This window comes from Nocardia sp. NPDC050412, assembly GCF_044458825.1.
Taxonomy (GTDB): Bacteria; Actinomycetota; Actinomycetes; order Mycobacteriales; family Mycobacteriaceae; genus Nocardia.
This window is the reverse complement of record NZ_JBITIJ010000006.1, coordinates 220,061-246,657: the sequence shown is the minus strand read 5'-3', so window position 1 is coordinate 246,657 and position 26,597 is coordinate 220,061. Positions and strand designations below refer to the sequence as shown.

The following is a 26,597-nucleotide window of genomic DNA, read 5'->3' as shown; positions in this document are numbered from 1 at the left end:
CTAAGGTGCCAGTTCGACCGACTCGGTATAACGCCGTGCGAGGGTGCGCAGGTGCGCAACCAGTTCCGGCGGGCCCTCGACCCGGAAGTCCATCATGAGCATGCTCAGGTAGATGGCAATGGTCTCGAGGGCATCCGCGCCGGTCAGCAGGATGCAGGTATCGGCGTCGACGGCCTCGACCACGCCGACAGCCGGGTTTACCCGGGCGATTACCGTCTCGGCGGGTGCCAGGACCGTCACCCGGGCGTGCACTTTCCAACCCGTGCTGGCGATATCGCGCATGACGAAGGCCACCAGGTCGTCATCGGGCAGCGACCGTGCGGCGAATCGGCGTGCCCCCGCGACCGCGCGCAGTATCTGGGCGACAGGAATCGCACGCCAGGAATGGGTTTCGAGGTCATAGGCGACCACATACCAGCGGCGCTGCCAGTTGACCAGCCGGTAGGGCTCGATTTCGTTGTCCGCGTCGGCATCCAGGCCGATCTGCACGGTGGCGCCATCGCGGATGGCGCTCGCGAGCGTGGTCAGTATCGCGGCGGGGACCGGGGCATCCGGTTCGCGGGAGCCGGTGGTCGCCGGTCCGATGGCGGTCGCGTTGCGCAGCGCTGTCACCTTGCGCTGCAGGCGTTTCGGCAGGATCTGTTCGAGTTTGGCCAGTGCGCGGGCGGCACTCCCGGTGATATCGGCAATGCCGGTTGAGCCGTCCTCGGCCAGGCCGATGGCCACGGCCACCGCGACGGCCTCATCGTCGTCGAGCAGTAGCGGCGGCATGGTGCTGCCGCGGCCGAGCCGGTAGCCGCCGATCGCACCCCGCTCGGCGTGCACCGGATAGCCGAGTTCGCGCAGCCGTTGGATGTCCTTGCGTAGCGTTCGGTCCGTGATGTCGAGCCGTTCGGCCAGCTCACGGCCGGTATGGGCGCGGTCCTGCAGCAGCGAGAGCAGGCGCAGAACTCGCGTTGTGGTGGCCGCCACCGTCGCCTCCGAAAATCTTTTTGGATTAAGCCGATGTATTAGGAACGAAACTAGCCTAATAGCTGCATAGGCTTGGTGACATCAGCAAGAAGGAAAAAGAAAGGCCAGCCATGAACATCACCACTGCCGCCGACGCCACCGCGACCCTGCGCCCCGTCTGGCGTGATGTCCTCGCCACCTCTTACCGCGCGCTGACCGATGTGGTCGCCGGTATCGGCGACGACCAGTGGCAGTTGCCGACCCCGTGCTCGGAATGGGATGTCACGCAGGTGATTCAGCACGCCGCAGGCGATCAGCTCGCCTTTGCCGAAGCGCTCGGTATCGGAATCGGCCCGGCCTACAACCCCTTCGACCCGTCCGGCGCCATCGAGGGCACCGCCGCCGAGTTGGTGCGCGATGCGGTCGAGCAGACCGAGACCGCTTGGGCTACCGTCACCGACGAGACCGAGACGGTGCCCACCCCGCTGCCGCACGGCGCGCTGCCGACCCCGGTCGCCGCCGTCATGTGCGCACTGGACGCGGCGGTGCACGCCTGGGATATCGCGATCGCTACCGGACAGTCGTCACCGTTGAACGACGAACTCGCCGAATACCTGCTCACTGCCGCGCGGACCACGAACCCAGCGCCCGGCGGCGGTCCGGAGGCGGAAATCGTTGAGCCGCTGCGTCAGTGGGGTGCGTACGCCGCAATCGTCGACGGTGCGCAGGACGACACGGCGGTCGCCGAGTTGCTGCGCTACCTGGGCCGCGATCCCCAGGCCTGATTCAAATGGGTCCGAGTGTGCAAAGTGTGCGCTCGGACCCATTTCAGCGAGCCGTGACGAACCCTTCCGCCACCATCCAATCCCGCGCTACTTCAGCGGGTTCGCGGCCATCCACGTCCACCTGGCGGTTCAATTCGGTGATCGCCTCATTGGTCAGCTTCTTCGATATCGGTGCCATGATGTCGGCGACCTGTGGATGCGCATCGGCGAAAGACCTCCGCATCACCAGTGCCGCATTGTATTTCGGGAAGAAGCCCAGATCGTCCTTCAGCAAGACGAGCCCGAGCGCCGGAATCCGGCCGTCGGTGGCGGCGACCGAACCGAACCGGCACTGCTTGGCATCTGCGGTCGCCTGATAGACCACCGCATCCTGCACGATCTGCTTGTGCACCTTGCCGGTATCGATCCCGTACTTGCGCGCCATCCCGGGATAACCATCTTGGCGCACATTGAATTCGGTGCCGACGCAGGTCGCGGCGGCGGCCGGATCAGTGGCGATCAGCCGGGCGTAGTCGGACAATGTGACAACACCGGTCTCCTTCGCGGTGTTGGCGCTCATCACCAGCGCGTAGGTGTTGTTCATCGGGGCCATATCCGTCCACACGATGCCGTGCGCGGCCAGATCCGCGTCGCGAACCGCCTCGAACTGCCCGACCTCATCCGGAACCGGTGTCTCGTTGCCGAGATAGTTGATCCACCCGGTACCGGTGTATTCGTAGGAGATGTCGATCTGCCCGTGCAGTTGGGCATCGCGAACACTGTTGGAGCCCTGGATATTCGTCAGATCGCGGACCTGCGCGCCCGCCGCCGAGAGCGCGAATTCGATGAGATATCCGAGGATGTTCTGCTCGGTGAAATCCTTGGAGCCCACCGTAATCGACACCCCGTCGAGCTCCGGTACCGGACGAATACTGCCGGGACCCACCCGCAGCGGCACCGCGCTTCCGGACTGTAATCCGCAGGCGCTCAACACGAATACGGCCGCAACACCCAGTACCCACGCCCTCACTTCAACCCCCTCGGCCCCAAGTACTGTTCGGCCAACGCGCCCAGCCAATCGACGAGCAGCGCTAGCGCGACCGCGAGTACGGCACCGACCACCAGCGTGACATTATCGCGCAGCTTGTACCCGGTATCGATCAGAATGCCGAGGCCACCCGCGCTCACCAGGAACGACAGCGTCGCGGTGCCCACGGCGAGCACCAGCGAGGTGCGCAGCCCGGCCAGGATATAGGGGATGGCGAGCGGAAATTCGATGCGGCGCAATACCGTCAGCGCCGACATGCCCTGGCCACGTCCGGCATCGATTACCGCCGGATCCACCTGCTGGTAGCCCAGGATCGTATTGCGCAGCACCGGAAGTAGCGAATAGAACGCGATCGGCGCGACGCCGATCCAGAAGCCGGTGGTGCGGGTGGCGAGGTAGAACAGCACGATCAGACCGATCGCAGGAGCTGCGGCGCCGATATTGGCGATCCCGACGAAAAGCGGTGCCAGGCGGCGGTATCCGGGCCGCGTGAGCAGTGTTCCCAGCGGCACCGCCACCGCGACGACGATCACCACCACTGTCGCTGTGATCAACACATGCTGCCAGGTGACGGTCGCGATATTGGATACGCTGATGCTGGCCTGCTGGGTGGCGGTGAGATCGCGCCGGAAGGCCCACACCAGCACACCCGCCGTCAGTACGAGCACGAGCGCCGGTTGGACCAGCAGCCGAATGCGTTCGGCCCGCCGCAGTGTCGTCGGCGATGCCGTGGCCGGTGCGGTGGTCGCCGTGGTCATGTCGTCGCATCCGTCTCCGCGTCCGCATGCGTGGCGCGCATGGCCGACAGATGGCTGACGAGCGTATCGATCGTGATCAATCCGGCGTATTCACCGCGTCGGCCGGTGACGACCGCGGTCGCGGTCTGCTCGGCCAGCAAGGCCTCCAACGCATCCTGCAGTGTCGACTGCAGCGATAACTGCTCACCGACCGGAGATCCGATATCACGCAACGAATTCGCGTGTGCGAGTTGTTCACTCGAAATCCAGCGCAGCGGCCGCTGCTGGGCGTCGAGAATCAGCGCCCACGGCCAATCTCGTCCGGCCAGCGCGGCACGCAGGCTGTCGACCGAATCGGACTCCGGGGCCGTCGGGCAGCCGCCGAGTTCGACATCGCGGACCCGGGTGAGGGTGAGTTGCTTGAGCGAGGCATCCGCGCCGACGAAACCGGCCACGGTCTCATCCGCGGGATCGGCCAGGATCGCCGCCGGGGTGTCGTACTGCAGAATACGAGATTGGCTGCCCAGCACCGCGATTCGATCGCCGAGCTTCACCGCCTCATTGAAATCGTGGGTGACGAACACGATGGTCTTGCCCAGTTCGGATTGCAGACGTAGCAGCTCGTCCTGCAACAGGCCGCGGGTGATCGGATCGACCGCGCCGAACGGCTCGTCCATCAACAGCACCGGCGGATCGGCCGCCAACGCGCGGGCCACCCCGACGCGCTGCTGCTGACCGCCAGAAAGCTGCCTTGGATAACGATGGCGATAGGTGTCGGGATCCAGGCCGACCAGCCCGAGCATTTCGTCGGTCCGCGCGGCGACCTTCTTGCGGTCCCAGCCGATCAGGCCGGGCACTGTCGCAACGTTTTTCGCGACCGTCAGATGCGGAAACAACCCGGCCTGCTGGATGGAATAGCCGATGCCCCTGCGTAATTGGTCCGGATTCACGCCGGTGACATCGTGTCCGCCGATCGTGATGGTGCCCGAGGTCGGTTCGATGAGGCGGTTGATCATCCGCATGGTGGTCGTCTTACCGCAGCCGGACGGCCCGACGAGGACGACGATTTCGCCCGCTGGAATGGTCAGCGAAACTCGGTCGACAGCCGGATCACGTTGGCCCGGATAATGTTTGGTGACCTCGTCGAGCACGATCTCGACGCCGGATACCGTCGATGCCATACTGTCGCCGCGGATTTCGGTATCAGTCACGTATTCCCCTCGAGGTGGTGAGTCGCCCGACGATGACGAAGATCCCATCGAGGATCAGCGCGAGTACGACGATCAGGATCGTGCCGACAAGCGCCTGCGGCACCGCATTCGGACTACCGAGCCGGGCCAGGCCGGAGAAGATCAGATTGCCGAGTCCAGGTCCCTTGGCATAGGCGGCAATGGCCAGAATGCCCATGATCATCTGGGTGCTGACCCGCATCCCGGTCAGTATCGATGGCCAGGCCAGCGGCAATTCGATGCGCGCGAGCACGCGCAGTCGATTCATGCCGACTCCGCGCGCGGCATCCACAATCGCCGGGTCTACCGAGGCCAACCCGATTATGGTGTTGCGCAGAATCGGCAGCAGGGCATAGAGCACCAGCGCGGTAATCGTCGGCCCGACACCGAGTCCGAGGAACGGAATCAGCAGTCCGAGCAGCGCGAACGACGGGACGGTGAGTATGGCACTGGCCAGCGCCGTCGCCACCGAGGAACCGAACGGGCTGCGGTAGACCAGCACTCCGATCAGCACGGCCACGATCGTCGCGAGCAGTATCGACTGCGCCACCGCCGAGACATGCAAATACGAATCGGTGACCAGCTGTGCGCGCCGATGCACTACGAACGTCCACAATGTGTCCAGGGCCGTACCTCCGTTCGTGAAACGTGTCAAAAGGTGCGGCACGCTTGCACGACCTGACGAATTACTCCACCAGGGTTGGCCTGCAACCGAAGTCGCAGGTCTGCTCGTGGCAATACCGCCGCCCGGCAACGCCAGGTCTTACATGGTCTCCATCGAGCTTCAACGTCCGACGCAACTCGCCTAGACAACCTACAAAACGATTGCCCGACATGCGGTTTGGTTTTCACCGCATCCCAAGTCCACCGCAGATTATCACTGAATGTCATGCGCTGACAGGAATTCGGAACAGTCGCCGACCTCGACCACATCCGCGGGAACCGCGGAGCGATCTCGTTCGTCCTAATGATCAAGATTTGAATCCTGGAGGGGAGCATGTCGGTGCATGAGGTGGCCGAGCGGCGACGGTATGTGTGGCCGGTGCTCGGCCTGCTTGTGGTTGCGCTGGTCGCGGCGGGTGTGGTCGGGGTGCGCTGGTGGCAGGACCGCGCGCAACCCGCGATCGCCGGTGATCGCTTGACCGCATTTCCCGCGATCGACAGGTCCGGGCTGGACCCCGTCCAGGGGCGGATCGTCGCGGTCCTCGAACGGGAATTCAAGGCACCGGGTGAGGGCTCGAAGTACGCCGAGGGGTCCGACGAGCCGTGGTGCGCCGACTTCGTGAGCTGGGTGCTGCGGGAGGCGGGTGCGCCGCTGGCCAATCCGAATTCCGGATCGTGGCGGATTCCGGGCGTGTACACGCTGCAGGAGTACTACCAGGGCGCGAATCGCTTCGCGCCGCTCGGTTCGGGATATCAGCCGCGCACCGGTGACGTGCTGCTATACGCCGAGGGCAGCCCCTTCAGCCAGCACACGAATTTCGTGCTCACGGCCGCGAACGGGACCGTGACGACCATGGGCGGCAATGAATTGGGCGAGGTCGCGATCCATCGTTTCGCACTGACGGAGGTTCCGGGGGTGGTGGGATTCGGCCGTTTGTGAATAGTGTTGGTACTTAGCCGGTCTTCCTAGTGGCTACGCATTGTCGGCGGTCCTCCGCTAGCACTTACCATTGACTAGGCGGCGCCCGGCAGCGCCGTCTTTCGGTCCCTGTCCTGCTACCCCCTCATCAGCAGGACAGGGACCCCTGGGTGGGGACATGTCGGCCCGACCTCGCCGAAATCTGCGTCGCGTACCGTGTCGGTTGTCCGTTGAGAGGTGAGGGTTTCGGAAACTCTGATGCTGCCAATCGAGGAAAAGACCGATGATCCGGTGTGGATCGACTACGCCGCCTTCGGGGAACGGTTCGTCACCCACGCGGTGACAGCCGAACGAATCGAAGCCGCGGTCTCCGCGATGACCGATCACGGCGTCGCCATCGGCCCGTTCTCCCTCGGACCAGTGGGTTTGGCCGGATTCATGGCCGAGGGCAAGGTGGGCAAGCCGGTTATTCTGCGCAACGGACCGCATGTCACCTTCGAGCTGACCGTGCCACTGACGATGTCGGTGAAGGTGCTGCTCGGCGGCCGGAAAATGCGGCTGGAGGCGGTCGCCGAAATCGATCTGACGCTGCATGCGCGCACCGCGGACCCGCTGCTCATCGTCATCGATATCCCGCCGATCACCGCGCGTGACGTCAGCTTCGTGCTGCGTGCACAGGCCATCGACTCGGCCTGGGAATGGTTGCTCGATCCGATCGCCGGGGTGGTGCAGCGCGAGGTCGCTAATCGAGTGAATGCGATGCTCGCCGAACCACAGGCCCGGCGCGGCCGGGTCTTCGACGTCGAGGCCATCATCAATGGCGTCCGTTCCGAGCACGTCGACCAGACCGGATTCGACTGGATCGGCTATGACGAATTCGGACATCAGTTCTTCTCCCGCATTGTCACCCGCGATCGGGTCTTCGAATTCGTGGAGCGGATGGCGGGCCGCCCGATCGAGGTCGGGCCGCTACGCACCGGACCGCGCGACTCCGCCACCGTCACGGTGCAGGGCAATATTCGAACGCCGCAGTTGACGGATCGCTCGGACGAGCCGGTGTCGTTCGATCTGACACTGCCGGTGAGCCTGGATATCACCGTCGATGTGCTCAAGGCCAACCAATACCGCGCCGATGTCGAGATTCCACTGGTGCTCACAGCGCGGGCGGCCGATCCGCTGCTCATCGTCGTCGATGTGCCACCGCCCGCACCCGATGACCTGCGGCTCGAGTTCAAGGCACGTGGAATGCGGGCGGCGACGCTTGGTGCGCTGGCCGGTATCAAAAAGCAGGTCATCGCGCAGGTCGCCGGGGTGGTGCGCGACGAGCTCAGCGACAGTGCGGGTCGCACGATCGATGTCGCGGCGCGGCTCGACAGCATCGCCTAGAACCAGCCCTTTACCAGTGTGGCAAGTGTGAAGTCCTGTTTCCAGTGGGTCTAGCGGTTCCAATGTGAATATGGTGAAATGAGTGCACGTTCGAGGCTCCCGGCGCGTGAGTGAACCTTGGGGAAGGTGCGCCGGGCACGCTACCTGTCCATGGTCGAGGTTGCGCGAAGGAGTCCTGCGATGCGTTCCATTTCTGTGTCTCGCCGCCAGCTGTTCGCCTACACCGCCGCGGCCGCCGCCGTCGGAATCGCCGCGCCCCGCGCTTCGGCCGCCGGTGTGCTCGGCACTCTGATCGACTACGCGGGTGGCGTTCCGTCCGCGGACGCGATCCTCGATGACGGTCACCTCGGCGTCATCCGTTACGTCTCCGATCGTCGTCCCGGCGCCGAATGGATGGAGGGGAAGCCATTGCGCGCCAAGGAGGTCGATCAACTGCACGCCGCCGGGCTGACGATCGTGTCGAACTACCAGTTCGGCAAGGGCTCGACAGCCGACTGGCGCGGTGGCCTGGAGGCGGGCAAGAAGCATGCCGATCGCGGCCTGGAACTGCATCTGGCCGCGGGCGGTCCGGAGGACCGGCCGATCTACGCTTCCATCGACGACAACCCGACCCCGACTGATTTCGCGACCATGATCGCGCCGTACATCCTCGGCTGGGAGTCGGTGCTCGGCAAACAGAACGTCGGCATCTACGCCAATGCGCCGACCATCGAACTGGCACGGTCCGCGGGCCTGGGTTCCTGGTACTGGCAGCACAATTGGGGCACACCCAAGGGTTTCGTACACCCCGCCGCGCACCTGCACCAGATCGAGATCGACAAACGCGCCATCGACGGCATCGGCGTAGACGTCAACAACATCCTCGCCGCCGAATACGGCCAGTGGTGAACTAGTTGATCAAGATCAAGTGGAACTTTGGCGGAGGCTTCTCGGCCGATGCCACCTCGGATTCCACCTGGTCTTGATCCGTCAAGTCTGGCAGTGGCAGGTGGGGGCGAGGCGAAGTTCGGGTTCGTCATCGGGGACGACGCGGAGGGTGGGGCGGTTGTCGGGGGCTTCGTGGTCGCCGCGCCAGGAGAAGAGGGACCAGCGGGAGATGCCGGAGAAGGCGGAGCCGAGGCTGCCGATGGAGAAGGACGAGATCGCCGAGCCGAAGGATCCGACGGCCCCGATGGACAGCACCGAGCCGACGCTGCCGATCGAGAGGATCGAGTAGGCCGAGCCGATGGACAGGATCGAGCCTTCGGAGCGGAAGGACAGAATCGATCGGCGCGATCGTCTGCTCCGGATCGAATGAGCCGAGCGGATCGTGGGACGGGACCGAAGCGAATTATCGACAGTCGCCATGTGTTCGGTCTACCACAGTTCAGGGCGCTACGCAGTTACCGAACGATTCGACGGTGTGTATCGAAACGTTTCGCTACAACAGATTTCGTAAGGACACGGGTAACTTGCCGGGCACGGGCTGACCGCATACGTCTTGCCGACGACCGGTTACCTTCACGCACCTGAATTCGGCGCCTGAAGGTAACCGGAGGAGCCTAGGCGACGGTGAAGAAGCCGAGCGTCGGCAGGAACGAGCAGGTCCGCGGGTCGGCGTCATCGGCCTTGGTAGTCAGCGAACCGCCGACGACCGCGACGACCCGGCCCGAGCCGGTGTTGACGATCGCCGAAAGCGTAGCCGGACCATCCGGGTTGATATGCGCCTCGTCGGTCAGCTGCTGGACGCCGGACTGACGGGTGTCGAGATTCAGCCACTGGACCGTCATCGGCGGATTCTGCTCCGGCGTCGGCGACTTGGTGCCGAGTGCGGTGAATACGAATCCGGTCTGACCGGCCTGCGGTCCCGGCGGCGGCAGCTCGGCCGGGCCGGGCACAGCCAGTGCGGTGCCGATCGAATCGGCGCCGGGGCCGATGCAGCCCTTGCCGATGGTCGGGTAGAGGAACTGGGCGATGGCCGGGCCGCCCTGCGGGACCTCCGGGCCGCCGCCACCGCTGCCGTCCAGGAAGGTGATGATCCGTTCCAGCGTGGACTTGATCTGCGGCGGCAGGTTCAGCGCATTGAGCAGCGCCCGGACCTGGTCGAGGATGGCGTTCTTCGGGGCATCCGCGATGGGCTTGGCATCGGCAGGCCCGGCGATGGCGCCGACGATGGCCGGGGCCAACGAGGCGAGCGTATCGATCGGGACGCCCTCGGGAACCATCGGAATGGTGTTCCTCGGTGCAACGGGCGCGGGGGCCGGTGCCGCGACTGCCGTCGACGGCGCAACGAGCGACGCGCTCGCTGCGATGGCGAGCGCGGACAAGACAATCCGCGATCCTCGGGTGCGAAGCACTGGTCTAGCCGTCCTTAACCTCGGGTACATCAGGAGCGATGCAAAAAGCCATCGTTTCGGGGTCACTCTAGGGACATGACCGCCGTGTTGTACAGCTGCCGTGCCCCTATTTCTGTTGTGGACGATCAGTGTTATCAGACGCTAGCGCTTTCCCGCTGTTACCAGAGTGAAAGTTGATGCAAATGTTATCAGTGATAATCGGCGGTCGCGGTACGCAAGTTACCCCCTCCGGACTCGGAGGCGCACATCGGGTCGGTCCAGGGGATTGATGGGATCTCTCGCGGCGGCGGTTAGGCTAGTCGCAGCCTTCCCGGAACCGACTCGAAAGCCTGCGAATTGAACCGAAGTCTCCGATTGGCTGTGCCGGTGCTCGGTCTGTCTGTGTTGGCCAGGCTGCTGTGGATGCTGCTGACGAAGAACGGGATGAATCTCGTCGATCTGCACGTCTATGTCGACGGTTCGGCGGCCCTGCTCACCGACCGCCTCTACGACTTCACCTACGCCGAGAAGACCCCGGACTTCCCGCTGCCGTTCACCTATCCGCCGTTCGCGGCGCTGGTCTTCTTCCCGCTGCACTACTTTCCGTTCACCATGATCGCGGTGCTCTGGCTGCTGGCCATTGTCGTCGCGCTGTATGTAGTGGTGCGGATCGCCTTCGAATTGATCCTCGGTGCGGAGCGGATGAGCGAGCCGCGGTGGCGCACCGCCACGGTCTGGTGGACCGCGATCGGCATCTGGATGGAGCCGGTGCGGACCACCATCGACTACGGCCAGGTCAACGTTTTCCTGGTGCTCGGGGCCATGCTCGCGGTGCGCAGTTCACGATGGTGGCTGTCCGGCGGCCTGATCGGGGTGATCGCGGGAATCAAACTGACACCGGCGATTTCGGGGCTGTACTTCGTGGCGCGGCGGCGGTGGGGGACCGCCGTGTGGTCGGCGCTGGTGTTCGGTGCGACGGTCGGGGTCAGCTTCCTGATCAACCACAAGGAGGCCAAGCGGTACTTCGGCACGCTGCTCGGTGACGCGGATCGGATCGGTCCGGTGGGGTCGGTCTGGAATCAGTCGCTACGCGGTGCGTTGAGTCGTCTGCTCGGCCATGACGTCCAATCCGGACCATGGTGGCTGGCAGCCGTCGTGGTCGTGGCCGTACTGGCCTTCTTCGCTTGGCGCGCACTGGGTCCCGACGATCGGTTGGGGACCCTGATCATCGTGCAGCTGTTCGGGCTGATGGTTTCGCCCATCTCGTGGTCGCATCACTTCGTGTGGCTGCTGCCCACGGTGATGTGGTTGGTGTACGGGCCGCTGCGGCAGGCGTCCGGCGCTCGAATACTCGCCGGGTATTGGTTGGTCACCACCCTCATCGGCGTGCCGTGGGTGCTCTCGTTCGCCCAGCCGTCGATCTGGACTATCTCGCGGCCGGGGGTGCTGTCCTGGCTCGGCGCCGTCGACGTGCTCGGTGTGCTTGTGCTCTACGGCTGGATGATCTGGTCCGGGCGCATGGTCAATCGGTTTGCGCCGCAAACCGATCTATCTCGCGAGCCAGCGACACGTCCAGCGCGGTGAGTCCGCCCGAGTCGTGGGTCGAGAGAGTAAAGGTCACCCGACGCCAGCGGATATCGATATCCGGATGGTGGTTCGCGTTCTCGGCGACTTCGGCGACCTGACGCACCAGTTCGATGCCCGCCGGAAAGGTCTTCGCCTCGATCGTGCGGGTGATGGCATCGCCGGACCGGGTCCAGTCCGACAGTTCGGTCAAAGCTTCGGTGAGTTCTGCCTCGGTTAGTTTCGGTTCGCTCATGCCTGCACCTCGCTGGCGCTCGGCTCCGGCATGACCGCTCGGGCGGCTGTGTTGTCTGTTCGCTCACTGCGTTCGCTCATATGCGAGTTGTACCCCCAGCGCGGCGGACCCATCAGGAAATCCGAATTCGTCGATCAGGCGGCGCGGGCCTTCTTGAGGCCCTTCTTGAGTTCTTTACCGCAGCAACCAGCCGCTTCCAGGCGTTTCATCCGCATGATGACGACGGGGCACTTCAAGCAGCGCGTCTTCTTGCGACAGCACTTCTTCTTCGGTTTGAGGCTAGAAACCTTCTTCGCCTTGACCTTGCCCATGGTTGGTTAGCATACCCTTAGCGGAGTGCCTGGTCTGCGAGCCATTCGAATGCCGGTACTGTGTAACTGGCCGCAATGCCCTGGTGAGTATCGATTCTCCACCTGTTTGCAAAGGGTCGGCCGGCATCTATACCAACAGCAGGAGGATTGAGGCGTGTCGTCTGCACGCGATTTTCGCAACGTCGCCATCGTGGCCCACGTCGACCACGGTAAGACGACGCTGGTCGACGCCATGCTGCGCCAGTCCGGCGCCTTCGCCGAACGCGCCGAGCTCGTCGATCGTGTGATGGACTCCGGTGACCTGGAGCGCGAGAAGGGCATCACCATTCTCGCCAAGAACACCGCAGTGCATCGGCACCACCCGGACGGTTCGGTCACCGTGATCAACGTGATCGACACCCCCGGCCACGCCGACTTCGGCGGTGAGGTCGAGCGCGGTCTGTCCATGGTCGACGGTGTCGTATTGCTGGTCGACGCGTCCGAGGGGCCGCTGCCGCAGACCCGCTTCGTGCTGCGCAAGGCGTTGGCCGCGAAGTTGCCGGTCATCCTGGTGGTGAACAAGACCGACCGCCCCGACGCCCGTATCGAAGAGGTCGTCGAGGAGAGCCACGATCTGCTGCTCGACCTCGCCTCCGATCTGGACGACGAGGCCGCCGAGGCCGCCGAACTCGCGCTGGACCTGCCGGTCCTCTACGCCTCCGGCCGTGAGGGCAAGGCATCCAAGGAACGTCCCGAGAACGGCAGCGCGCCGGCCGCGGACAACCTGGACGCCCTGTTCGACGTGCTGCTGGAGAACATCCCGGCGCCCAAGGGCGATCCGACCGCACCGCTGCAGGCGCACGTCACCAACCTCGATGCCTCGGCCTTCCTGGGTCGCCTCGCGTTGGTCCGCATCTACAGCGGTGAGTTGCGCAAGGGCCAGAACGTCGCGTGGATGCACGGCGACGGCATCAAGCAGGTCAAGATCACCGAACTGCTGCAGACCATCGGCGTCGAGCGTCAGCCAGGCGAGGTCGCCGAGGCCGGTGACATCGTGGCCATCGCGGGCATCCCGGAGATCATGATCGGCGACACCCTTGCCGATGTCGACAATCCCGTCGCGCTGCCGCGTATCACCGTTGATGAGCCGGCCATCTCGGTCACCATCGGCACCAACACCTCGCCGATGGTCGGCCGGGTGCAGGGCCACAAGCTGACCGCGCGCATGGTGAAGTCGCGGCTGGACTCCGAACTGGTCGGCAATGTCTCGCTGCGCGTTCTCGATATCGGCCGCCCGGATGCCTGGGAGGTGCAGGGCCGCGGTGAGCTGGCGCTGGCCATTCTGGTCGAGCAGATGCGCCGCGAGGGCTTCGAGTTGACCGTCGGCAAGCCGCAGGTGGTCACCAAGCAGGTCGACGGCAAGGTGCACGAGCCCTACGAAGAGCTGACCATCGACTGCCCCGACGAGTACCTCGGCGCGATCACGCAGCTGCTCGCCGCCCGCAAGGGCAAGATGGTCCAGATGAACAACCACGCCGCGGGCTGGGTGCGGATGGAGTTCATCGTTCCATCGCGCGGCCTGATCGGCTTCCGCACCGACTTCCTCACCGAAACCCGCGGCACCGGCATCGCCAACGCTGTCTCGCACGGCTATGCGCCGTGGGCCGGTGAGATCCGCGCCCGCCACACCGGTTCGCTGGTTTCCGACCGCGCGGGCTCGGTGACCCCGTTCGCCATGATCCAGCTGGCCGATCGCGGTCAGTTCTTCGTGGAGCCGGGTGCGGACACCTACGAGGGGCATGTCGTCGGCATCAACCCGCGCGCCGAGGATCTCGATATCAATGTCACCCGCGAGAAGAAGCTGACCAATATGCGCAGCTCGACCGCCGATGTGATGGAGACGCTCGCCAAGCCGCTGCAACTCGACCTGGAGGCGGCCATGGAGTTCTGTGCCGCCGACGAATGCGTCGAGGTCACACCGGAGATCGTGCGGGTGCGCAAGGTCATCCTCGGTGCCACCGAACGCGGTCGCGAACTGTCGCGCCGGAAGGCTCGGGACCGGGCTGCGCTGTAAGGCAAGTAGAGTGCGCCACGTGAGCTCGGGGGCTATACGACGCGCGATGCTGATCATGATGGCGGCCTCCTCTATGGTGCTCGCCGGCTGCACCGCGAATCCGCCACCGCCGATCGAGAGCACCGACAGCCCGAAGACGACACCGGCGAAGCCCGGTAAGAACACCGTCGTGGTGGCCATCGATGACATCGGCATCGGGTTCAATCCGCACCTGCGTTCCGATCAGTCGCCGGCCACCGCCGCGGTGAGTTCGATGGTGTTGCCGAGCCCGTTCCGGCCGGTGCCGAATCCGGCGGTGCCCGGCGCCACCGAGTGGGTGCCGGATACCGCGCTGGTGGTCTCGGCCGAGGTGACCGCGCAGGAACCGTTCACCATCACCTATACGCTGCGCAACCAGGCGAACTGGTCCGATGGTGCGCCGATCGCGGCGGAGGACTTCCGGTTCCTGTGGCAGCAGATGATCACCCAGCCGGGTGTCGTCGATCCGGCGGGTTATCGGCACATTGCCGATATCAGCTCCTCCGGCGGCGGTAAGACGGTCACCGTCACGATGACCGAGGCGTATCCGGCTTGGCGTGAGCTGTTCACGAATCTGTTGCCCTCGCATCTGATCAAGGATCAGCCCGGTGGTTTCGCCACCGGGCTGGTCGAGGGAGTTCAGGTCTCGGGCGGCAACTTCCGCATCAAATCGACCGACCGGGGACGCGACGAGATCCTGCTCGAACGCAACGATCGGTACTGGGGCACCCCGGCCGCGCCGGATCAGATTCTGTTGCGCCGCGGCGGAACTCCCGCGCAGCTGGCCGATTCGCTGCGCACCGGCGATGCGCAGATGGCGTTGGTGCACGGTGGTGTCGCGACCCAGGCGCAGCTGGCGGCGATCCCGTCGGTGCGCACCGTTATCATGCCGCAGTCGCGTGAGCTGCAATTCGCAATCAATGGGCGTAGTGGCGATCTCAGCGATCCGCGGGTGCGGCGCGGGGTGACCGCGCTGATCGATCCGACGCTGCTGGCCACCGTCGCCGGGCAGACCGGTGGCTGGGTCGAGCCGGTGCGCGCGCAGATTCTGACACCGTCGGATCCCGGGTACACACCGACCGCGCCGCCGCGGCCGTCCGCGGAGGAGGCGTTCGCGCTGCTCGCCGAGGCCGGTTATGGTCGAGCTCCCGAGACGCCGCCGGTGCAGTCGCCGACCTCGCCCGCACCGCAGCCCCGTTCGGTGGCGAAAAACGGTAAGGCACTGGCGATTCGGATCGGCGCGGTAACCGGTGACGCCACCGCGCTCGCCGTCGCCAATACCGCTGCGGACCAATTGCGCAGTGCCGGAATAGATGCCAGCGTGCGCAGTCTCGCGGCCGATACCCTCTACGGCAAGGAACTCACCGACAGCGGCGTGGACGCCATCGTCGGCTGGGAGGTCGCCGGTTCGGATCCGGCCACCGTGCTCGCCTCGCGCTACGGCTGCCCGCCGGTGGATACCGGTGCCGGCAACGGAGATTCGCAGACCGCCATCGAGGCGGCCAAGAAGGCGCCGAGCAATCTGTCCGGCATCTGCGATCCCGGCCTGCAGCCCTCGATCGACGAATCGTTGCGCGGTGTCGAGGTCGGCCGGGCGCTGGCCGAGGCCGAGCCGCGGCTGTGGGCTCTGGCGACAGTGCTACCGATCGTGCAGGACAATGTGGTCGCCGCATCCGGACCGCGGGTCGACGGTGCGTCGTTGAGCGGTGCCATTCAGGTCGGCATCTTCGGTGATGCGGCGATGTGGCGCAGGATCCCATGACCGGTGGACTGCTGCTGGTGCACGCCCACCCGGACGACGAGTCCATCACCACCGGGGGCACCATCGCGCACTACCGCCGCCGCGGCGTACCGGTGACGGTGGTGACCTGCACCCTCGGTGAAGAGGGGGAGGTCATCGGCGAGGAGTGGGCGTTGCTGACCGCCGATCACGCCGATCAATTGGGCGGCTACCGGATCGCGGAGCTGACCAACGCGCTGGCCGCGCTGAAGGCTGGACCGCCGCGCTTCCTCGGCGGTGCGGGCCGCTGGCGCGACTCCGGTATGGCGGGTACCCCTGCCGCGGAGCATCCGCGGGCCTTCGTGCATTCGGGTGCCGCGGCGGTGGAGGCGCTGACCACGATCGTGCTCGAACTACGGCCCCGGGTGGTCATCGGCTACGACCCGCGCGGCGGCTACGGGCATCCGGACCATATTCGGGCGCACTGGGTCACTTCGGCGGCGGTGACCGCGGCGGCCGAACAAGGGTGGGACACCCCGAAGTTCTATTGGACCGTCACCGATGCGGACATGTTGCGACTGCACACCGAGGCGCTGGCCCGGCGGACCGTCGAGGGGTTGCCCGGCGCATTGCCGCGCGGTTGGCGGTTGCCCGCCGCGGGGGAACTCGCGAGCGTGCCGAGTCATACCGTGACGGCCACCATCGATGTGTCCGATTCGCTGGCCGCGAAGCGAGCGGCGCTGCGGGCACATGCCACACAGGTGACGGTCGCGCCGTCGGGGCGCGAGTTCGCACTGTCCAATAATGTTGCGCAGCCGGTACTTCCGGAGGAGCACTTCATTTTGGTCCGTGGTACGCGCGGTCCGGTGGGGGCGGATGGGCGTGAACACGATTTGTTCGCGGGGCTTTAGTTTCAAAGTATTGCTCGAGGGTTGCTGTCGCGGCCGTGTTAGACGGCGAGTACGGTCTTTGTGATTTCGGACATCGATGTGGAGGCATAGCGGTTCATGACAGCGGTCGGTGACAAAGCTCACCTCAGCATCGAGGATCACGGGTACCACAAGAGTCTGAAACCACGTCAGCTGCAGATGATCGCCATCGGCGGCGCGATCGGCACCGGTCTGTTCCTCGGTGCCGGCGGTCGGCTCGCGAGTGCGGGACCAGGGCTGTTCCTGGTCTACGCGGTCTGCGGTGTCTTCGTATTCTTCATTCTGCGCGCGCTCGGTGAGCTGGTGCTGCACCGTCCGTCGTCCGGTTCGTTCGTTTCCTATGCCCGCGAATTCTTCGGTGAGAAGGCCGCATTCATTGCCGGTTGGATGTACTTCCTGAACTGGTCGATGACCGGTATCGCCGATACCACCGCGATTGCCCAATATTTTCACTACTGGGCCGGATTCACTCATGTTCCACAGTGGGTGCTCGCGCTCATCGCGCTGGTGCTGGTGCTGGCGGTCAATCTGGTCTCGGTCAAGTGGTTCGGTGAGATGGAATTCTGGGCCGCGCTGGTCAAGGTGGCCGCGCTGAGTGCGTTCCTGATCGTCGGCACGGTATTCCTGATCGGCCGATTCACCGTCAAGGGCGCGGCGACCGGTCCGAGTGTCGTCACCGCTCATGGTGGACTGTTCCCGACCGGGATCCTGCCGCTGGTCGTGGTCACCTCCGGTGTCGTATTCGCTTATGCCGCTGTGGAATTGGTCGGCACTGCGGCGGGGGAGACGGAGAATCCGGCGAAGATCATGCCGCGCGCGATCAATTCGGTGATCCTGCGGATCGCGGTCTTCTACGTCGGCTCGCTCGTGCTGCTGGGACTGCTGCTGCCCTACACCAGCTACAAGTCCGGTGAGAGCCCGTTCGTCACCTTCTTCACCATGCTCGGGGTGCCCGGCATCGGCAGCATCATGAACGTCGTCGTGCTCACCGCCGCCTTCTCCAGCCTGAATGCGGGCCTGTACTCCACCGGACGCATTCTGCGGTCGATGTCGATGAACGGCAGCGCGCCCGAGTTCACCGGGGTGATGGGCAGCAACGATGTGCCCTACGGCGGCATCCTGTTGACCAGCCTGATCGCGCTCTGCGGTATCGCGCTCAATGGACTCGTGCCCGAGCGCGCCTTCGAGATCGTGCTGAATATGGCCTCGCTCGGGATCATCGCATCCTGGGCCACCATCGTCCTGTGCCAACTGCAGCTGTGGCGCTGGTGGAAACAGGGCAAACTCCAGCGGCCGCAGTTCCGCATGTGGGGTGCGCCGTGGACCGGCCTGATCACGCTGGTATTCCTGTTCTTCGTGGTGGTGCTCACCGGCGTCGACTATCCGGTCGGCACGTGGACCGTCGCCTCGCTCGTTGTACTCATCCCGGCGTTGATCATCGGCTGGTTCGCCGCCCGCAAGCGGGTGCTCGCGATCGCCCAGATGCGTAAGGGCTACACCGGAGAGTTCCCGGTCGTCGCCAACATCCCCATTGAAGGCGACTGATTTCGGCTTAGACTCCGATCATGTACAACTGGGATCTGCAGAACGCCATCGCTGCCTTCGTGGACAGCCTGCGCCCTGGGGCGCAGCAACAGCACGACCTCTACATGTCGGTGCTGTACGCGTTCGTCGATATGCAGAGCCACCTGCTCACCCTCCTCGGTTTCCCGCCGGTCGCGTGAGGGTCACTTTCGCCAAGGCACCGAACCACACCTCCGGCGCCCATGAGAACCTGCCCCTGGGCCCGGTGATCATCGCCGTCCTGGTACTGGACGGCCTGATCACCCTCGCCCTGGAGGTCCTCTACCTCCCCACCTACATCAACACTGTGGCCTTCCCCCTGTCCGCAGTGCTGGCCGGCGTAATCAACGTGCTACTGGTGATGGGAGTTCGCTCCATAACCCACCGCGTAAGCGCAATGATGCTCCCCCTCGCCGCCTGGACCCTCGGCTTCCTGACCTGCTCCGTCACCGGCCCCGGCGGCGACATCATGCTGGGCAGCGACTGGCGCACCCTGCTGCTGCTGTTCTGTGGACTGGTCCCGCCGCTGCTCTACATCTACATCCGAAGCAACGCCGGTCTATTCAGCAGTCACTGACGTCGCGGCAACGCATACGGACGCAACGAACCTTCAGTCGAGGCGAATGGCCAGGCTCGCGATTACGGCATCGGTGCGGGCGCGCAGGGCCGCGGCCAGCACGGGGCCGCGCGGGTTGTGCAGGGGACGGTGATACCAGTGGGCGGCTTCTACCTGGGCCAGCAGAACGGTCACTTGGCGTCCGGTTCGGGTTCGGCCGCGGACGTAGCCGACGAGGGTGGTAATGAGATTGCGGTGTGGACTCGGGAGGACCGTGAGGGGGACGCCCGGATCCCACTGCTTCCACTGGGCGCTTAGTCGACGGGTGGCAGCGGGGTCGATTTCGGCTGCGACGGCGACGATTTCGCCGTCCAAGGCTTGCGCGATGCGCAAGGCACGCGCGGTGACTTCGCTGACCGCGACCACTGGAACCACGATGAGCATCGGCTCCTGATCCGGGGATTGCGGTGGCAGAACGGGGATTCGGCCGAGGCTGAGTTGATCGGCCACACTGCGGTAGTAGTTCTCGGTGCGCGCAAACAGAGTTATCAACGCGGGCAAAATGATCAGCAGCAGCCACGCACCCTCGTCGAACTTCTCGATGAGCAGAACCACGGCGGCCACGGCAGTTAGCAGCGCGCCGAAACCGTTGAGAATGGCGCGCCGAATCCAGCCGGACCCACGCTGCTCGCGCCAGTGTCGCACCAGCCCGGTCTGGCTGATGGTGAACCCGATGAAAACGCCGACCGCATAAACCGGTAGCACACGGTGGGTTTCGGCATGTACGACCAACAGTACGGTGGCGGCAAGAAAGGCAAGGGCCGCAACGCCATAGCGGAATACCGGGCGCTCGGAGCGCAACGCGAACAGATGCGCGACCCGATGGTCTTTCGCCAGCAGCGACAGTAATACCGGCAGTCCGCCGAAACTGGTATTCGCGGCCAGACACAGCGCCAGCGTGACGGCCAGACTGGTCGCGTAGAACGGCCACCCGGTTCCGAAGGCCGCCGCGGACAATTGCGCGAGCAGGGTGACATCGCCGCGCGGCACCGCGTGATGGCGACGGATCAGCAGCGCCAAACCGAGCAGCATCGTGCACAGCAGCACGCCGAGCGCGACCTCGGTGTGCTGAGCCCGCCGCACTGCGGGGGCGCGGAACGACGGCACGGCATTGGCAATCGCCTCGACACCGGTCAGCGCCGAACATCCTGCCGAAAATGCCTTGAGCAGCAACAGTATTCCGACGGTGTCGTATGGCACGAACGGCCCCAGATCGGTACCGATCACCGCGACCGGTGTCGAGCGGAATAGTCCGACCACGATCACCGCGAGAATCGCGAGGATGAACAGAAGTGTCGGTCCCATCAGCACTTTCGCCGATTCGGCCACCCCGATGAGATTGATCACGGTGAGTCCCGCGAGCCCGCTCAGCGTGATCAGCAGCAGATGATCGGCCAGCACCGGAAATGCGCTCGCCAAACTGGCAGCACCGGCCGCGAGACTCACCGCGACGGTCAGCACATAGTCCACCACCAGACTCGCCGCCGCGAGCAGACTGGCACCGCGACCGAGATCCTTCTTCGCCACCGCATAGGACCCGCCGCCATCCGGATGTACGGCGATAACCTGCCGATACGACAGCACCAATACCAGCAACAGCACAGCGATCGTCAGTGAAACCGGCAGAGTCCACGACACCGCCGCCGCACCCGCCGCGACAAGTACCAGCACGATCGCCTCGGGCCCGTATGCCACGCTGGACAGCGCATCCAGCGATAACGCCGCCAAACCGCCGATCGCTGTCAGTCGATATTTGTCACCGCGCTGCATCCGCCGCACGCGACGATCGGCAATGGGTAACTCCCGCGTCCGTGATATCGGGGTCTCGACCACGCTGACCATTGAACTCGGCGCGGTACTGGCAACTGGTCAGCGACACCGCGCGAGTTGGATCGGCCACATTCTCGGAGCGAACGGTCTCAGACACCTGGATCAGGAGCGATGATGGAACGGCGCATGGTCGGGGAATTCGTCTCGGTGGGTCAGCGTCGACCGAGGCGGCCGGGGGTTGCCGATTCGATGAGCTCCCAGGCCTGATCGAGCGGAATGTCGACGACAAGGTAACGCTTCTTACCGGCCGCGGTGGCGGCGACCACGGTGGCGATGCCGGAGCGGCGCTGCCAAAAGGATTGGCGGACAGTCCAACCGATGATGCCGGGGGCCTCCAGACAGTCGCGGTCGCGGTCCAGCGAGCCGGATCGGGTGATGAGCCAGGCCGGACTGCCGTCGGTGGCGGGCAGAACGGCGTGGCCGAGGCCTCGGTAACGGTCGGCGGCCAGCGCGGTCGCGATCAGAGCCGTGAAAGTGGGGAGCAGCCACCACCAAGGTGAAAAGTCTTCTCCGGCAAGGGAATTGATCAGCATTACGACCGCGAGTATCGCGATCGGGCTGAGCGCGCGGAGATACCGACGGCGGCGCGCGACCGGGCCGTGCGCGATCAACGCCGCGGTGCTCACCATGGCGCGCGGCGCGCGGCCGGCGCTCGGCTCTTGTTGCGGCGCTCGGTCCACCGAATCCTCGGCCCTCGAGAGTTCGTTCGTGGCACCCGGGCGTCGGACCGCCCGAGGCGCGAGCAGTTCCGCGAGGGTGCGTTCGATCGCGGAGCGCGGTGCCTGGGGCAGGATCTTCTGACGCGGGCTCTGGCCGGTCATGATGGCTTCGAGCTCGGCGGCACCGGCCATGCGCAGCAGCAGCGGCTCGTTGACGGTCGCGCCACGGAAACGGGCCAGATCCAGGGTGATCTGTCTGGTCGTGAACAGTCCGTGACGAAGATGCAGCGTGCGGTCGTTATCGAGCACTCGCAGCTTGAAATACGTTGTCAGATAACGCGCACAGGCCGCGAGACTGACAATCACCACGATCGCGACAACCAGCACCGCGATGGCGACGCCGATGAGAACCCCGCTACCGTCCTCGATACTGTGCACCGCATCGGAACTGAACACGATCTGGTCGAACCCGTACTGAAATGCCAAACCGACAATGGGTGCGATGATCGCGAAACCGGTCAGCGACAGCGGCGCGTAACGCACCCAGCTCGCACGCCAATGTCCGATCTCCCGGGCGTTCCCGGACACCGGCAGGTCTTTCCGGAGGCTTGGAACCTGTTGTTCAACAGTAGATTCCGGCGAACCGGCGGTATGGGCGAGCAACACCGCCCGCAACCGCGGCACCACACCCGCATCCAACGCATCGAGTTTGAACTTCTCACCCGAATCCGCGTGCTGCCCAGTCCCTATGGCCAACACCGCGAGCCCGAGAATCCGGTGCAACAGATCGGCCTCGATGTCCACCGACCTGATCCGTGACCGCGGCACCGACAGTTTCTTGCGCTGAATCAACCCGGTCCGCAACTCGACATGTGTCGTCCCGACCCGATAGGCGGTGGTGAACCAGCGCGTCAGCGCGAACCCGACGATCGCCACCAACGCGATGAGTCCCCACAGCGGGTTACCGGTATTGGTGCCGAGGAGCACCGACCCGATCAGCACCGGAATGAACCGCACGACCTCGTTGACGGGGTGGACCAACAACATTCGTTTATCCAGCCGCAACCACGGCTGCTGGATCTCCGGCGCGAGATCGGTTTCCGGTAGGTACGAACTCACGTCGCATCCCCACGGTGCAATGCGGCGATCTCGGTCAGCCGCGTGACGGTCTGTTCGGCCACCGGCAGATCGAGTTCGGAGATCCGCACCGCACCGGCCGAGGACGCCGTCGTCACGGTCACCGTCGCCAGCCCGAGCAATCGCTCCAGCGGCCCGCGCTCGGTGTCGACGGTCTGCACCCGGGAGATGGGCGCCACCCGGCTCTCCACCGTCAACCAGCCCACCCGGGTGTACACCGCGTCATCGGTCACCTCCCACCGATGCACGGCATACCGCCACAGCGGCATCACCCCGATGCTCACCGCCGCGAGCACGAGCGCCACCGCGAACACCGCCAGCTGCGCACCACGATGCTCGGAGTCGACGACAACCCACAAGATCAGTGCCACGAAGGGAATCATCCACCCGATCGCGGCCTGAATGGTCCACAAGAGCTTGGCCTTGGTGCTCGGACGCCAGGCCGGACCGGCCAGGATCGTGCGCGGCTGCGACATGCTTGCCATGGTTGCACGTCAAGGCGCGACCGTCTCCGTCCTCTGCTACAACCCACCTACCTGCAGGGGAATAATTCGACCCGACATACCGGAATACTGCGTGAGACCGCATAGTTATCACCGCTCACAACGGTGCCTCGCTTGCGCTCGGCCCCGTTGCGAGCGTGGCGCTGCTGTGTTATTGGTTCGCTCGCTTCGCTCACTCAAAAGCACTGGAGGGAGACAGCCCAGGATGTGTAGCGCATGATCGAGGGCGTGACCGAGCTAGCGACCCCGAGCGTCCCGCCCGCACCGCCAACGCCGTCGGCCGTGCGCCGTGCGCTGCGGCGGGCCCGCGACGGTGTGACATTGAATGTGGACGAGGCGGCCGTACTGCTGCACGCACGCGGCGACGACCTCGTCGACCTGTGTCGCAGCGCCGCCCGGGTGCGCGATGCCGGACTGGAATCGGCGGGTCGGCCGAAGACCATCAGCTATTCGCGCAATGTCTTCATCCCGTTGACCAAGCTCTGCCGGGACAAATGCCACTACTGCACCTTCGTCACGGTGCCGGGCAAGTTGCGCGCCGAAGGCAAGGGCATGTTCCTGGAGCCCGACGAGGTGCTGGAGATCGCGCGTCGCGGTGCCGAGCTCGGCTGTAAGGAAGCCCTGTTCACTCTCGGTGACCGTCCCGAGGACCGCTGGCCGGAGGCCGCGCAGTGGCTCGACGAACGTGGCTACGACTCCACGCTGGACTACCTGCGCGCCGTCTCGATCATGGTGCTCGAGGAGACCGGTCTGCTGCCGCATCTGAATCCGGGCGTGCTGAGCTGGGAGGAAATCTCGCGCCTCAAGCCGGTGGCGCAGTCCATGGGCATGATGCTCGAGACCACCGCCACCCGGCTGTTCACCGAAAAGGGCAACTGCCACTACGGAAGTCCGGATAAGGATCCGGCGGTGCGCCTGCGCGCGATTACCGACGCCGGTCGGCTTTCGGTGCCCTACACCACCGGCATTCTGGTCGGCATCGGCGAAACGCTGACCGAGCGCGCCGAGTCGATCATGGCGATTCGCAAGCAGCACAAGGCATTCGGGCATATCCAGGAAGTGATCATCCAGAACTTCCGGGCCAAGGACGACACCGCCATGCGCGATGTTCCCGACGCCGGTATGGAGGAGTTCCGGGCCACCATCGCCGTCACCCGGCTGCTGCTCGGCCCCGACGTTCCGGTGCAGGCGCCGCCGAATCTGGTGTCGCACGAGGAATGCCAGGCCCTGATCGATGCGGGCATCGATGACTGGGGCGGCGTCTCGCCGGTCACCCCCGATCACGTGAATCCGGAACGGCCCTGGCCGAACCTCGATACGTTGCGCGAAATCACCGAGGCCGCGGGCTACCAACTCGTCGAGCGCACTTCGGCGCACCCGAAATACGTGCGCGCGGGCAACCCATGGGTCGATCCGCGCATCGGCGCACACGTCGCCGCGCTCACCGATCCGGAAACCGGTCTGGCGAATCCGGATGCGATTCCGGCCGGCCTGCCCTGGCAGGAACCAGACGAGTCGTGGGAATCCGCGGGCCGCATCGATCTCAATACCTCGATCGATACCGAGGGCCGAAATACCGAGAGCCGAAGCGATTCCGCACTCGGCGGAGCAGGGAGCGACGGGCACGGAGGCGGCAGCTTGCGTGACCACGAAGGGACCCGCGAGGGCCGCCAATCAGATACCGATGTCGTCGGGGCCTTCGGCGACTGGGACACCATCCGCGAACAGGCTCGTGACCTCGCCGTCGCGGCCCCCGAGCGGCTGGATTCCGATGTGCTCGCCGCGCTACGTGCCGCCGAAAACGATCCGGCCGGGCTCACCGACGCCGAATACCTCGCGTTGGCAACGGCCGACGGACCGGCACTGGATGCGGTTGCCGCACTCGCCGACCAGCTGCGCCGCGACGTCAACGGCGACGATGTCACCTACGTGGTGAATCGGAATATCAACTTCACCAATATCTGCTACACCGGCTGCCGCTTCTGCGCATTCGCCCAGCGCAAGGGCGATGCCGACGCCTTCACCCTGAGCATGGACGAGGTCGCCGACCGCGCCTGGGAGGCGCATGTCGACGGCGCGACCGAAATCTGCATGCAGGGCGGCATCGATCCGGATCTCCCGGTCACCGGGTATGCCGATCTGGTGCGCGCGATCAAACAGCGGGTGCCATCGATGCATGTGCACGCGTTCAGCCCGATGGAGATCGTGAACGGTGCCTCTCGCGGCGGCCAGAGCATCCGTGATTGGCTGGTCGCGCTGCAGGAAGCCGGGTTGGACACCATTCCCGGCACCGCCGCGGAAATCCTCGACGACGAGGTGCGCTGGGTGCTCACCAAAGGCAAACTGCCGACCTCCGCATGGGTCGAGGTGATCACCACCGCCCATCGGGTCGGCGTGCGTTCGAGTTCCACGATGATGTACGGCCACGTCGACAATCCGAAGCATTGGGTCGGACATCTGCGGGTGCTGCGCGGAATCCAGGACGAGACAGGTGGTTTCACCGAATTCGTGCTGTTGCCGTTCGTGCACCAGAGTGCACCGCTTTACCTGGCCGGTGCCGCGCGACCGGGACCGACCATCCGGGACAACCGCGCGGCGCATGCCCTCGCGCGGATCATGTTGCACGGCCGCATCGATAACATCCAGACCAGCTGGGTGAAACTCGGTACAGCGGGCACCCGGATGATGCTCAACGGCGGTGCCAACGATCTGGGCGGTACCTTGATGGAGGAGACCATCTCCCGCATGGCCGGATCGCAACACGGTTCCGCCAAGACCGTCGCGGAACTCGCCGAGATCGCCGAGGGTATCGGCCGTCCGGTGCGCGAACGCACCACGACTTATGGGGTACCACCGCGGAAGATCTCCGCGGCGCTGCCACTGACAGTGGGCTAGGCGATACCGGATTCCCGGTCGTCGCACTCGGATGATTCGCAAAGGCGCGGATGTCGGTGGTGTTTCATATCCAGCGAGTGGCATTCGGGACGAAGTTAGTTAGGGCAGGCTGACCCGGGGTAACCTGGGCTGCCGGGCTAGTGTGACGCTGGGCGGACTATCCCCGTGAGGACAGACTAGGAGAGCGGCAGTGCCGTACATCATCGCTGAACCGTGCGTTGACGTGAAGGACAAGGCATGCATCGAAGAATGCCCCGTGGACTGCATCTACGAGGGTGGTCGCATGCTGTACATCCATCCCGACGAGTGCGTGGACTGTGGTGCATGTGAGCCGGTGTGCCCGGTGGAGGCGATCTTCTACGAAGACGACACCCCGGACCAGTGGAGCGGATACGTGAACGCCAATGTCGACTTCTTCGACGAGCTGGGTTCGCCCGGCGGTGCGACGAAGGTCGGCAAGGTGGACTACGACCCGCCGTTCATCAAAGAGCTGCCGCCGATGGCGACCGAATGAGTAATAGGTACTGAGTGA

25 protein-coding genes are annotated in these 26,597 nt (G+C 65.0%); 13 read left to right on the top strand and 12 right to left on the bottom strand.

Features of this window, described 5'->3' with window-relative positions:
* The gene (locus ACIBI6_RS18840) at positions 1-972 is read right to left on the bottom strand and encodes a helix-turn-helix transcriptional regulator (protein ID WP_396957213.1); all 972 of its coding nucleotides are present in this window, start codon (positions 970-972) and stop codon (positions 1-3) included.
* A 110-nt stretch (positions 973-1,082) separates the two neighbouring features.
* On the opposite strand from ACIBI6_RS18840, the gene ACIBI6_RS18835 reads away from it, so the two are divergent.
* Positions 1,083-1,736, top strand: coding sequence for a TIGR03086 family metal-binding protein (locus ACIBI6_RS18835; protein WP_364344511.1), 654 nt, complete (start codon positions 1,083-1,085; stop codon positions 1,734-1,736).
* A 43-nt stretch (positions 1,737-1,779) separates the two neighbouring features.
* Here the strand turns inward: ACIBI6_RS18835 and ACIBI6_RS18830 are convergent, their stop codons facing one another.
* Genes ACIBI6_RS18830 through ACIBI6_RS18815 form a run of 4 tightly spaced genes read right to left on the bottom strand, consistent with a single transcriptional unit; the run spans position 1,780 to position 5,354 of the window.
* The gene (locus ACIBI6_RS18830; RefSeq protein ID WP_396957212.1) at positions 1,780-2,745 is read right to left on the bottom strand and encodes a glycine betaine ABC transporter substrate-binding protein; all 966 of its coding nucleotides are present in this window, start codon (positions 2,743-2,745) and stop codon (positions 1,780-1,782) included.
* A complete protein-coding gene (locus ACIBI6_RS18825) occupies positions 2,742-3,521 on the bottom strand; it encodes an ABC transporter permease subunit (protein WP_364344505.1) in 780 nt (259 codons plus the stop codon). The genes ACIBI6_RS18830 and ACIBI6_RS18825 overlap by 4 nt, the downstream gene beginning before the upstream one ends.
* Positions 3,518-4,681 (bottom strand): ABC transporter ATP-binding protein, encoded by a 1,164-nt coding sequence (locus tag ACIBI6_RS18820; protein WP_396957355.1) that lies wholly within the window; start codon positions 4,679-4,681, stop codon positions 3,518-3,520. Before ACIBI6_RS18820 ends, ACIBI6_RS18825 begins: the two co-directional genes overlap by 4 nt.
* Before the next feature lie 22 nt (positions 4,682-4,703).
* Positions 4,704-5,354 (bottom strand): ABC transporter permease, encoded by a 651-nt coding sequence (locus ACIBI6_RS18815; RefSeq protein WP_396957354.1) that lies wholly within the window; start codon positions 5,352-5,354, stop codon positions 4,704-4,706.
* Positions 5,355-5,726: 372 nt separating this feature from the next.
* Between ACIBI6_RS18815 and ACIBI6_RS18810 the strand changes: the two genes are divergently transcribed.
* The 3 genes from ACIBI6_RS18810 to ACIBI6_RS18800 all read left to right on the top strand — a co-directional run bounded on the left by ACIBI6_RS18810 (position 5,727) and on the right by ACIBI6_RS18800 (position 8,585).
* Positions 5,727-6,332: a CHAP domain-containing protein gene (locus tag ACIBI6_RS18810; RefSeq protein ID WP_364344499.1), complete on the top strand. Its 606-nt coding sequence runs from the start codon at positions 5,727-5,729 to the stop codon at positions 6,330-6,332.
* 237 nt (positions 6,333-6,569) lie between these two features.
* On the top strand, positions 6,570-7,697 hold the full coding sequence (locus ACIBI6_RS18805; protein ID WP_396957211.1) for a hypothetical protein: 1,128 nt from the start codon (positions 6,570-6,572) through the stop codon (positions 7,695-7,697).
* Between the two features lie 180 nt (positions 7,698-7,877).
* Positions 7,878-8,585: a DUF1906 domain-containing protein gene (locus tag ACIBI6_RS18800; protein WP_364344493.1), complete on the top strand. Its 708-nt coding sequence runs from the start codon at positions 7,878-7,880 to the stop codon at positions 8,583-8,585.
* Positions 8,586-8,666: 81 nt separating this feature from the next.
* Here the strand turns inward: ACIBI6_RS18800 and ACIBI6_RS18795 are convergent, their stop codons facing one another.
* Together ACIBI6_RS18795 and ACIBI6_RS18790 are read right to left on the bottom strand one after the other, a co-directional pair.
* On the bottom strand, positions 8,667-9,044 hold the full coding sequence (locus ACIBI6_RS18795; RefSeq protein ID WP_364344490.1) for a hypothetical protein: 378 nt from the start codon (positions 9,042-9,044) through the stop codon (positions 8,667-8,669).
* A 194-nt stretch (positions 9,045-9,238) separates the two neighbouring features.
* Positions 9,239-10,033 (bottom strand): hypothetical protein, encoded by a 795-nt coding sequence (locus tag ACIBI6_RS18790; RefSeq protein WP_364344487.1) that lies wholly within the window; start codon positions 10,031-10,033, stop codon positions 9,239-9,241.
* Between the two features lie 336 nt (positions 10,034-10,369).
* On the opposite strand from ACIBI6_RS18790, the gene ACIBI6_RS18785 reads away from it, so the two are divergent.
* On the top strand, positions 10,370-11,596 hold the full coding sequence (locus tag ACIBI6_RS18785) for a mannosyltransferase (protein ID WP_364344484.1): 1,227 nt from the start codon (positions 10,370-10,372) through the stop codon (positions 11,594-11,596).
* Here the strand turns inward: ACIBI6_RS18785 and ACIBI6_RS18780 are convergent.
* Complete coding sequence (locus ACIBI6_RS18780) at positions 11,535-11,831, bottom strand: 4a-hydroxytetrahydrobiopterin dehydratase (protein ID WP_364344481.1); 297 nt, start codon at positions 11,829-11,831, stop codon at positions 11,535-11,537. The genes ACIBI6_RS18785 and ACIBI6_RS18780 overlap by 62 nt on opposite strands.
* A 134-nt stretch (positions 11,832-11,965) precedes the next feature.
* Positions 11,966-12,142, bottom strand: coding sequence for a hypothetical protein (locus ACIBI6_RS18775; RefSeq protein ID WP_085998628.1), 177 nt, complete (start codon positions 12,140-12,142; stop codon positions 11,966-11,968).
* A 154-nt stretch (positions 12,143-12,296) separates the two neighbouring features.
* Here ACIBI6_RS18775 and typA point away from each other — a divergent pair, with 154 nt between their 5' ends.
* The 6 genes from typA to ACIBI6_RS18745 all read left to right on the top strand — a co-directional run bounded on the left by typA (position 12,297) and on the right by ACIBI6_RS18745 (position 19,002).
* Positions 12,297-14,195 carry a translational GTPase TypA gene (gene typA, locus ACIBI6_RS18770; protein ID WP_364344477.1) on the top strand — a complete coding sequence of 633 codons (1,899 nt, stop codon included), beginning with the start codon at positions 12,297-12,299 and terminating at the stop codon, positions 14,193-14,195.
* Positions 14,196-14,241: 46 nt separating this feature from the next.
* A complete protein-coding gene (locus ACIBI6_RS18765; protein WP_364344629.1) occupies positions 14,242-15,975 on the top strand; it encodes an ABC transporter family substrate-binding protein in 1,734 nt (577 codons plus the stop codon).
* Positions 15,972-16,844 carry an N-acetyl-1-D-myo-inositol-2-amino-2-deoxy-alpha-D-glucopyranoside deacetylase gene (mshB, locus tag ACIBI6_RS18760; protein WP_396957210.1) on the top strand — a complete coding sequence of 291 codons (873 nt, stop codon included), beginning with the start codon at positions 15,972-15,974 and terminating at the stop codon, positions 16,842-16,844. Before ACIBI6_RS18765 ends, mshB begins: the two co-directional genes overlap by 4 nt.
* 96 nt (positions 16,845-16,940) lie before the next feature.
* Positions 16,941-18,407 carry an amino acid permease gene (locus ACIBI6_RS18755; RefSeq protein WP_396957209.1) on the top strand — a complete coding sequence of 489 codons (1,467 nt, stop codon included), beginning with the start codon at positions 16,941-16,943 and terminating at the stop codon, positions 18,405-18,407.
* 20 nt (positions 18,408-18,427) lie between these two features.
* Positions 18,428-18,586, top strand: a complete 159-nt coding sequence (locus tag ACIBI6_RS18750; protein WP_169338103.1) for a hypothetical protein — start codon at positions 18,428-18,430, stop codon at positions 18,584-18,586.
* Positions 18,583-19,002 carry a hypothetical protein gene (locus ACIBI6_RS18745; protein ID WP_396957208.1) on the top strand — a complete coding sequence of 140 codons (420 nt, stop codon included), beginning with the start codon at positions 18,583-18,585 and terminating at the stop codon, positions 19,000-19,002. Before ACIBI6_RS18750 ends, ACIBI6_RS18745 begins: the two co-directional genes overlap by 4 nt.
* Before the next feature lie 33 nt (positions 19,003-19,035).
* On the opposite strand, the gene ACIBI6_RS18740 is transcribed toward ACIBI6_RS18745, so the two are convergent.
* The 3 genes from ACIBI6_RS18740 to ACIBI6_RS18730 form a co-directional block, all read right to left on the bottom strand.
* Positions 19,036-20,874, bottom strand: coding sequence for an APC family permease (locus ACIBI6_RS18740; RefSeq protein WP_396957207.1), 1,839 nt, complete (start codon positions 20,872-20,874; stop codon positions 19,036-19,038).
* A 149-nt stretch (positions 20,875-21,023) separates the two neighbouring features.
* A complete protein-coding gene (locus ACIBI6_RS18735; RefSeq protein WP_396957353.1) occupies positions 21,024-22,577 on the bottom strand; it encodes a PH domain-containing protein in 1,554 nt (517 codons plus the stop codon).
* Between the two features lie 68 nt (positions 22,578-22,645).
* Positions 22,646-23,143, bottom strand: a complete 498-nt coding sequence (locus tag ACIBI6_RS18730; protein WP_364344459.1) for a PH domain-containing protein — start codon at positions 23,141-23,143, stop codon at positions 22,646-22,648.
* A gap of 243 nt (positions 23,144-23,386) precedes the next feature.
* On the opposite strand from ACIBI6_RS18730, the gene cofH reads away from it, so the two are divergent.
* Together cofH and fdxA are read left to right on the top strand one after the other, a co-directional pair.
* A complete protein-coding gene (gene cofH, locus ACIBI6_RS18725) occupies positions 23,387-26,065 on the top strand; it encodes a 5-amino-6-(D-ribitylamino)uracil--L-tyrosine 4-hydroxyphenyl transferase CofH (protein WP_396957206.1) in 2,679 nt (892 codons plus the stop codon).
* Between the two features lie 190 nt (positions 26,066-26,255).
* Positions 26,256-26,579: a ferredoxin gene (fdxA, locus tag ACIBI6_RS18720; protein ID WP_040695137.1), complete on the top strand. Its 324-nt coding sequence runs from the start codon at positions 26,256-26,258 to the stop codon at positions 26,577-26,579.
* Positions 26,580-26,597: the final 18 nt, after the last annotated feature.